5 protein-coding genes and 1 pseudogene are annotated in these 5,709 nt (G+C 70.7%); 1 reads left to right on the top strand and 5 read right to left on the bottom strand.

Translation table 11 applies throughout. From position 1 onward, the window contains the following. Positions 1-25: 25 nt before the first annotated feature. On the bottom strand, positions 26-1,033 hold the full coding sequence (gene gap / locus NBX02_RS08035) for a type I glyceraldehyde-3-phosphate dehydrogenase (RefSeq protein ID WP_250283316.1): 1,008 nt from the start codon (positions 1,031-1,033) through the stop codon (positions 26-28). A gap of 641 nt (positions 1,034-1,674) precedes the next feature. Next, positions 1,675-1,875: a hypothetical protein gene (locus NBX02_RS08030; protein WP_250283319.1), complete on the bottom strand. Its 201-nt coding sequence runs from the start codon at positions 1,873-1,875 to the stop codon at positions 1,675-1,677. Positions 1,876-2,729: 854 nt separating this feature from the next. On the opposite strand from NBX02_RS08030, the pseudogene NBX02_RS23000 reads away from it, so the two are divergent. Next, positions 2,730-3,071, top strand: a pseudogene (locus tag NBX02_RS23000) (hypothetical protein); the annotation flags it as partial. A 52-nt stretch (positions 3,072-3,123) separates the two neighbouring features. On the opposite strand, the gene NBX02_RS08025 reads toward NBX02_RS23000, so the two are convergent. From NBX02_RS08025 to NBX02_RS08015, 3 genes are all read right to left on the bottom strand, one after another. Further along, a complete protein-coding gene (locus NBX02_RS08025) occupies positions 3,124-4,653 on the bottom strand; it encodes a glycosyltransferase (RefSeq protein WP_250283321.1) in 1,530 nt (509 codons plus the stop codon). After that, entirely contained in the window at positions 4,650-4,787 is a 138-nt protein-coding gene (locus NBX02_RS08020; RefSeq protein ID WP_250283323.1) for a hypothetical protein, read from the bottom strand. Before NBX02_RS08020 ends, NBX02_RS08025 begins: the two co-directional genes overlap by 4 nt. Positions 4,788-5,228: 441 nt before the next feature. Continuing rightward, positions 5,229-5,435, bottom strand: a complete 207-nt coding sequence (locus NBX02_RS08015) for a hypothetical protein (RefSeq protein WP_250283324.1) — start codon at positions 5,433-5,435, stop codon at positions 5,229-5,231. Positions 5,436-5,709 lie beyond the last annotated feature (274 nt).

Below are 5,709 nucleotides of genomic sequence, written 5' to 3'. Positions count from 1 at the left end.
GACAGGGTTCTCCGCCCCGATGTTCCTACAGGCGTCCGCCGACGAGGGCGGTGAGGTCCACCAGGCGGTTGGAGTAGCCCCACTCGTTGTCATACCAGCCGATGACCTTCACCTGGTTGCCGCTGGCCATGGTGAGCAGCGAGTCGAAGGTGCAGGAGGCGGCCGTCCCCACGATGTCGGAGGAGACGATCGGATCCTCGGTGTAGACGAGGACGCCCTTGAGCGGGCCCTCGGCGGCGGCCCGGTAGGCGGCGTTGACCTCCTCGATCGTGACTTCGCGCTTGAGCGTGACGACCAGGTCGGTCACCGACCCGTCGAGGACGGGAACGCGCAGGGCCAGCCCGTCCAGCTTGCCCTTGAGCTGCGGCAGCACCAGGGACGTCGCCTTGGCCGCGCCGGTCGTCGTCGGGATGATGTTCTGGGCGGCGGCGCGGGCGCGGCGCAGGTCCGAGTGCGGGAAGTCGAGGATGACCTGGTCGTTGGTGTAGGCGTGCACGGTCGTCATCAGGCCGCGCTCGATGCCGAAGGTGTCCTCGAGAACCTTGGCCAGCGGCGCCACGCAGTTGGTCGTGCAGGAGGCGTTCGACAGGATCGTGTGCTGCGCCGGGTCGTAGATGTCGTCGTTCACGCCGATGACGACGGTGAGGTCCTCGCCCTTGGCCGGCGCGGAGATGATCACCTTTTTCGCGCCCGCCTGGATGTGCTTGCGGGCGTCCTCGGCCTTGGTGAACCGGCCGGTGGACTCGACGACGACCTCGACCCCGAGGTCCCCCCAGGGCAGGGCCGCCGGGTCACGCTCGGAGACCACCTTGAGGAAGCCGTCGCCGACCTTGATCCCGCCGTCGGCGGGACTCACCGGCTCCGACAGCGTGCCCAGCGTAGTATCGTACTTGAGCAGATGCGCAAGTGTCCTGTTGTCGGTAAGGTCGTTCACTGCAACGATCTCTATGTCGTTACGCTTACTAGCCTGAAGCGCCCGCCAGAAGTTGCGGCCGATACGGCCGAAGCCGTTGACACCCACTCGCGTAACCACGTCAGAGAACTCCTCTATCGTCGGTACATTCCGTTGTCGCAGTGAGCCTAAACGACTTTGAGGGTCACCGGCCGGCATCCTCACAGATCCGTGCCCGCCGTGTCCAGAACTACCCGGCTCGACTCTTTTTTCAATTCTGGTAGGCTGCGGGATGTTTTGACCCCGGCCGGCCGGGCGGTCGGGCGGTCGCCCGGCGATCAACACGATCCGTCAACCGCCGCAATCCCGACCGGTACGGCCCGACCGACAGCGCCCGCCCGATACGGCCCGGCCGGCGCGGCTCGATCGATATGGTCCGACCAATACGGTCCGACCAATACAGCTCGATCGAGTATGGCTCGACCGAGCCGGCCCGACCGGCACGGTCGCGGAGGACATGGCGCGACCCATCGGCGGCAGCCGTGACTCACCGCATCCAATCGACCGCCTGAACTGTATGGCCGCTACGGCCGCACCCTTCGGAAGGCCGCCTGTCCTCGACGGTACCCGCGGCTGTAACACCAATCACACAGGCACCCATCGCCCCGCAATATCCCCTTCCCCGGCCCCTTACGTGGCGGACACCACATCGCGCTACCCTGCCGGAAGAGACACCGTGCCGTTCCCGTCCGTCACCGTTCTCCCACCTCCCTCACGCCACCTCACAGCACCTCCCGCCACCGCCGTTCCACCGGCCGGGCCCTGGGGCGGGTCCCGGAAGCACCCGGTCCCGGCAGCGGCGGGGCCGCGGTGGCGCCGGCCGCGCCGATCGGCGCCGCGCGGCCGGTCAACGTGACGCCCCGGGCGAAGGCGCTCCGGGCAGCCAGGCAGCGGGCAGGCAGCGGGACCGTCCGCCACACCACGCGCCCACCGTCCGTTGAGATACCGCCAGATGTCCGTCGTCGCCCGGTTGTGAAAATTACGTCCGTATTCCGCCGGAGCCGGAAGTCCCGCCCGGCGAGTACCGCCCCGGCCGTATCTCCCCGCCCGACAGGGAGTTCCGATAATTCGCCGAACGGCCTCTTACGGCCCCGCCAGAACGATGTGCGCGGTTTTCAGGAGCGGGACACAATACAGCCGGGAGTTCCCACCGGCCGGGAGTTCGGATACCCTCTGGATTCGAGCGTGACCAGCCATCGGACGGCCGTCGCCCCGGCGGGCTAATACGCCCGGGCACTGATCGTCCGGCAGCCGGAGTTCGACCGGCACGGATACCGTGAAATTGAGAGTGGACGCACCCGCCGGACGCACCCTAAGCTCCGAGACAGTTCAGCGGACGGCCGGCCTTCCAAAGAGGCGGAAAGACGCTGGATGTTGATTGTCATCCATGCTCCGAGTTGGTCTCCGGCGGCGCGCGATAATGCCCCTTTTTCGCGTCGCCGGGGACCTTTCCGAGGGGACCACGAACTCCTCGGTGGCCGGCTGACCGTGCCCCGGCCACCGAGGTCGGACTGGTACCGGCGATCCCCGCCTCCGTCCCCACTCACCCCACCGGGGTGGGGAGCGCCGGTACCGCACCACGGGTGCGGCGGCACAGGTTACGACGACAGCCCCCGGTCGTGCGACCTGCGCCGCCGCACCTTTACCGCGCCGGTACAGGGCACCGGCCGCCAGCACCGGCACCACCCTGCCAGGAGCGGGCCCGACGGTGTCCGGAGAAACGGGATACGGCCATGACGACGTGCCGGGACACGCCCCACGAAAAGCGCACCGCACAATGAGCCGGTCGGCGCTGCCGGTGCGGGTTCACCTGTTGGTGCGCACCGGGGACAGAATTCTTCTCACCACCGGCGACGAGACGTCGCCGGCATGCTGGCGGCTGCCGGCCGGAAACCTCGAGGGGCAGGCCGCCGGCGACGCCGCGGTCCGCGTGGCGCGTGAACAGGCGGCGCTGCTGACAACGCTCGAGGATGTCCGGCTGGAACACGTGGCGCATCACTGGGCGGACGACCGGGAACAGCTTGGGCTGTTCTTCCACGTCACCCGCACATACGGCGTCACCGGCGCCCACGGCGCGGCCGCCACCGGCCTCCCCCGCCGGCCGCGCCGGCTGGCCTGGCATCCGTTGGATGCCCTGCCCGAACGGTTCGCCCAGCCCGATCAGGACGTCGTCACCCGCTGGGCGGACGGGGAGTTCTTCTCGCACGGCGGCTGGACGGCCCGCCGGGGCACAGCCGCCCGCCCGCCTGCCGGTGCCGTTCAGGCAACCGCTCGGGCAGCCTCGGCTCAGGCGGCCGCGACCAGACCGCCGTCAGCTCCCGCTGCCAGTTCTCAAGCGTGAACGGCGAGCGCACGAAGCGCCGCAGCGCCGCCCGCCGGTCCTCGAGCAGCGGCTGGACAGCGGTCAGCGCCCGGGCCGTGTCGGCCCAGATCTCGTCCGTGGCGGACAGCGGCAACATCGTGATCCCGGGCAGCAGGCGGGCGACCTCCGCGATCCCGGGCAGGTCCGTGGCCAGCACCGGAGTGGCGACCGCGCACGCCTCGAGCACGACGCTCGGCAGGCCCTCGAGATACGAGGTGACCAGCAGCAGCGACGCGGCGACCAGCAGCCGGGGCACGTCGTCCCGCTCGCCGAGCAGCTCGACGCGGCCACGCACCCCCCCGGCGGACGCCCTGGCGAGCAGCTCCGCGGTCTCCGCCGGGTCCTGACGCCCGACGATCTGTAGGCGGGCGTCCACCCCCCGCGCGCACAGCGCGACGAGTACGTCGATGGCGCGGGCCCGGTTCTTGTTCGCTCCCGGCCGGCCGATATGGATCATGATGACCGGGCTGCGTGCCCCTTCGGGAACGCTCTCCAGCGCACGCCGGCGGGCCGCGATGGCGACACCGAACGGCTCGACCTCCAGCCCGTTGTAGATCACCCGGCAGCGGGGGTCGACCCGCCACTCCGGGCGCCACAGCTCGCGCATGACCGCCTCGCACACGGCCAGCAGATCGGTCGCGTTCGCGTCGAGCGCCGCCTGTCCCGCCGCGTGCCGCAGAAGCGCGCCAGCGTTGCGCCTCCGCCGGCGGGTGGTGGCACCCGACCAGCCGGTTCCGCCAGCGGCCCACCCGGTTCCGCCAGCGGATCTTCCGGTTCTGTCACCGGGCCGGCCGATGATGCCACCAGCCCCGTCGGCCCTGACCCGGAAATGCGCGACCCGGCGCGGCACACCGGCCACCCGGGCGATACCGAACACGAGCCCGGTGGCATCCGACGCGTACGCGTGGACGACCTGCGGGCGCACGCGGCGCAGCAGCAGGTAGAAGGTGAGCGGGAAGGCCGGGCCGAGCCGGCGGTAGTACACCTCGCCCCCGAGCGAACGGATCTCGTCATCGAGCTCGCCCCGCCGGCCGCTGAGCGAGCAGAACACCAGCCGGAACTCGTTCGGGTCGAGCCGGCGCATCAGCTCCACGGTGCGCCGCTGCGCCCCGCCCCGGTTCATCTCCTCGACCAGGTACATCACCGTCCGCGGCTGCCTGTCGGATGCCCCAGCCCGTTCGGATGCCCCGGCCCGCTCAGATACGCCGGCCCGCCCGGATGCGCCGGCCCGCCCGGCCCCGGCCGCCGACCGGTCTGGATCGCCGGCCCGGCCCGCCCCGGCCAGGACGGCGGCAGGACCCCCGGCGGAGGGGGCGGCGCTGGACAGATCGGTTGTCATGACCGCCGCACCGCCTCGCCCACGGCGCCTCCATCCACCCCGCCGGAACCACCCGCCCCGCCGTGACCGCCCACCCCGACGCCGCCCTCCGGTGGCCGGCGCAGCCGCACGTCCGTCGCGACGACGACCCCCATACCGCCCTCCCTGCTTCCCTGTTCAAGCCTCTTCGGGCTTCCGGGCCTTCATGATCTCCAGCACGATCTCCAGGTGGACGGGATGGCCACAGCCGCATGCCCTCCGGCCAGCGCACCTCCAGCCCTCCGGCCACGCGAGCACAAATGACCGAGTGGCCTTCGGCGAGTACCTCTCCGGGCCTCCACCTCGGCTTCCTCGAGTCCCTCGCCTCGGAACGGACCGGCGGCACACCAACCCACATCCACGTCCACCAGCAAACTTAACCTACAGGAATCGACATACCACCTTTGGTTACGGTCGCACGTAGAGCCCGGCGCTCCCATCGGCCAGCCCGGCCCCCACAGCAACCCACCCCAGCCCTATCCGGGCAGAGAATCACATATCAGGACAAAGAAGGCGCGACAACCACGGACGTGCCCCGTGGCGCCGAAGCACCCCGCTCACCCGCCAGCCGACACCCGCCCATCACTACCCTGGGCAAGCTCCGCTCGCACCTGCGCGACCCGCTGGTGGGAGATACCAAGCAGCTCGGCGACATCACGCACCGACAACGAACCTGGCAACCGGGCGACCGCGCTGCGGATCGCCTCCGCGGACTCCCGCTCCGCCCGCTCCGCGATCGCACGAGCACGACGCGCCGTCGCCACCACCCCTCCAAGCCGGAGCCCATGCCCCAGAGGCCACCCGTGCCTCGGTACGGTCGCAGGAGCATCGATACGATCACCCTACGGCGCATCCAGGTATCTACTCAGGCCGTTCATGCATCGGCTCGGCACCTGTGGGAAATGGATGTGACCGCTGTGGAACCGGCTCCGCGCCGAGCAGCGCCGCCACCGCGTCGGTGGTGGCCGGGTGGGCGGCGAGCAGGTCCGGCACCGGGCCGGCGGCCGGCCGCGCGGGCCCCACCGCGTCGCGCCCCAC

It is taken from the genome of Protofrankia sp. CiP1_Cm_nod1 (assembly GCF_920888515.1).
Classification (GTDB): domain Bacteria; phylum Actinomycetota; class Actinomycetes; order Frankiales; family Frankiaceae; genus Protofrankia.
The sequence above is the reverse complement of the archived record's forward strand: the minus strand, read 5'-3'. Positions and strand labels throughout refer to the sequence as shown.